This is a genomic window from Caballeronia sp. (assembly GCF_049581465.1).
Taxonomy (GTDB): domain Bacteria; phylum Pseudomonadota; class Gammaproteobacteria; order Burkholderiales; family Burkholderiaceae; genus Caballeronia.
On the sequence record NZ_JBAUSA010000886.1, the window covers coordinates 1 to 2,846 of the forward strand.

The 2,846-nt window shown below is 63.1% G+C and carries 1 protein-coding gene; it reads right to left on the reverse strand.

Going from position 1 to position 2,846, the window contains the following annotated elements:
* Positions 1 to 7: 7 nt before the first annotated feature.
* A partial coding sequence (locus tag WCA53_RS21650) for a bifunctional diguanylate cyclase/phosphodiesterase (protein ID WP_423915464.1) occupies positions 8 to 2,846 on the reverse strand: 2,839 nt, incomplete at its 5' end.

Sequence of the window (2,846 nt, forward strand, 5' to 3'; positions counted from 1 at the left end):
CGCCGACTTATTGCGCGAGCACCTGCAAGCGCGGTGCGAGCGTGGTCAGCATGAGCGCATCGAGCGGCATGGGCTTGGCGAAGTAATAGCCTTGCGCTTGCGCGGCGCCCATGTCGCGCAGGACCGCGAGCGTCGCGACATCTTCCACGCCTTCGGCAACGACTGTCAGGTCCAGCGACTCGGCCATCCGCACGATAGCCCGCACGATCGCCCGGCTGCGCGGGCTCGTGGTCAGTTCGAAGATGAACGACTTGTCGATTTTCAGGCCGCTGAACCGATACTGGTGCACGTAACTCAGCGACGAAAAACCCGCGCCGAAATCATCGAGCACGACCGACATGCCCTCGTCCGCGAGACGCTGCATGGTCAGGCGCGCGAGATCAGGCTCCGCCACCAGCGCGCCTTCCGTCAATTCGAGGCAAATCCGTGACGGCGCGACGCCGTGGACGGCGAGGAGGGCAAGGACATCGTCGGCGAACTCCGGGCGCGTCATGCTGTAGCTCGAACAGTTCACATGGACCGGCGGCCAGTCCGCGTGCTCGCGCTCGGCAAGAATGATCGCGATGCGCGTCAGCATGTAGATATCGAGCCGGCCGATCAGGCGCAAGCCCTCTACGGCGGGCAGGAATTCGCCGGGCGCAATGATTCGGCCATAGGGCTGATGCCAGCGAATCAGCGCTTCGAGCGCAATCAGCTGGCCGTTGGTCACGTCGACGATCGGTTGAAAGTAAGGTACCAGTTCGTCATCGCGTTTCAGCGCATTGCGCAGCGCCCCTTCGCGCTCCACCTGATCCGATACTTCGCGCCGTAACTCGTGGTTGAAGACGACGAAGCTGTCGCGGCCGCCGTTCTTCACGCGATACATCGCCGTGTCGGCGTCTCGCAGCAGATCTTCCGGCTCGCTGTGAAACTGTTGGTCCGCGCTCACGATGCCAATGCTGCACGACGAGAACACCCGGTGTTCGTCGATATGAAACGGCAGGTCGAACGCGGCGAGGATCCTCTCCGCGATCCCCACGGCGGCCTCGGGCGGCAAGCCCGGCGAGAGGACCGCAAATTCATCGCCACCCAGGCGCGCGAGCAGATCGTCGCTCTCGCGCAGGCAACTGCGCAGGCGTGCGGCCGCCTGCACGAGCAGCATGTCGCCGAAATGGTGGCCGAGGCTGTCGTTCACGACCTTGAAGCGATCCAGGTCGATGAACATGACCGCGAGTTGCTGCCCGGTTTCGCGATAGTCGTGCCACGCTGCCTGAAGCCGCTTGAGCAGGTGACTGCGGTTGGGCAGGCCGGTCAGCGCGTCGTGCGAATTCTCGTGCTGGAGGCGGGCATTGGCGTTGTCGAGTTCGTGGGTGCGCTTTTGCACACGCGCCTCCAGCTCGAGATTCGCGGCGTGCAAAGCTTCGGCAGCACTTCGACGCGACAGCGCGGTATCGATATGACGCGACACGAACGTCAGCAATTCCTGGTCGCGCCGCGAGTAGCGCACCCGGGACGAATAACTTTGGACGGCGAGCACGCCGCGCACGACATCGCCATCGAATAGCGGAATGCCTAGCCACGAGCGCAGACGCAGGTCCTCGCTTGCAACGTCGATTTCGCCCGTGTTCACCAGCCGCGTGGCTTCGGCGAGATCGATCAGGCAAGGCCGGCGCTGACGGATCACGTACTCGGTCAGACCGCGCCGGCCTGCGCGCGGGGCGGGATCGACACTCACCTTTTCGTCGACGTAATACGGGAACGACACCGTCTGCGTCGTGTGCTCGTACAGCGCGATGTAGAAATTCCGTGCGTAAAGCAACTCACCGACAATGCTGTGCAAACTGCGGAAAAACTCGACCATGTCGCCGTGTCGGCTGGACAGTTCGGCGATTTGAAATAGGGCGCCTTGCAGGTGTTCCGCGCGTTTTCGTTCGGCGATTTCCTGGCGCAATGCCTGATTCAGTTCGGACAGCTCGGACGTCCTGCGCAGCACCGTTTCTTCAAGATCGGCTCGATGCAGGATCCGGTCGAGCGCCATGGCAACGTGGCGCGCCACGACTAGAAAGAGCGCGCGTTCCTCGACGGTGTACACCCGTGTCACGTCGTAGACCTGCATCGCCAGCATGCCGAATACTTCGTCGGTAGCGTTCTTGAGCGGTGCGCCCATCCAGAATTCCGACGGGGTTCCCAGGCCATAGAGCCAGCCGTCCCTTTCGGCCTCGCGAATGCCGGCGGCATCGATTAAAAGAGGTTGGCCCGTGGTCAGCACGTGGCCGGTAGCCGTCGGGCGGTCCGGGTCGAGAATATCGAAGGCGGTGGCGTCAAGCCCGCCCGTATCGGTCGTATCGACGAAATAAGGGTAGGTGATCTTGCGATTCGGCTCGTCATAGAGCGCGAGATAAAAATTCTCGGCATCGATCAGCGTCGCGAGCTGACGATGCACGCCGCCTACGAATGTCGCGCAGTCGCTCCCCGTACTGGCGAGATACGCAATTTCGTACAGCACGCGCTGGGTGTGCTGGGCCCGGGCGAGTGCTTCGGTCTGGAGTGTTTCGCCCAACTCGCGGCTCAGGGCCGTCAGTGTCGGATCGCTCGCATGGGCGACCGGCGCGATTAGCCAGCCGAGCACGCTTTCCCCCGTACCCGTCGGCCAGGCATGGAGTTTGTGCGTCGAGCAAAAGGAGCCGAATTCATCCGGGTCGATATTCGCCGGCCAATGTTGGCCCGGATCGCCCTGACCCGCGAGATGGAGGTGTTCGCCCGTTTGGTACCACGCCCACTCGGTTGTATAGCCTTGTGCGCGGGCGGTTCGCAACAGCGCGTCGATCGGATTGGTCGCGCCGTTGGCCGCCGACGCCGGTTCAACC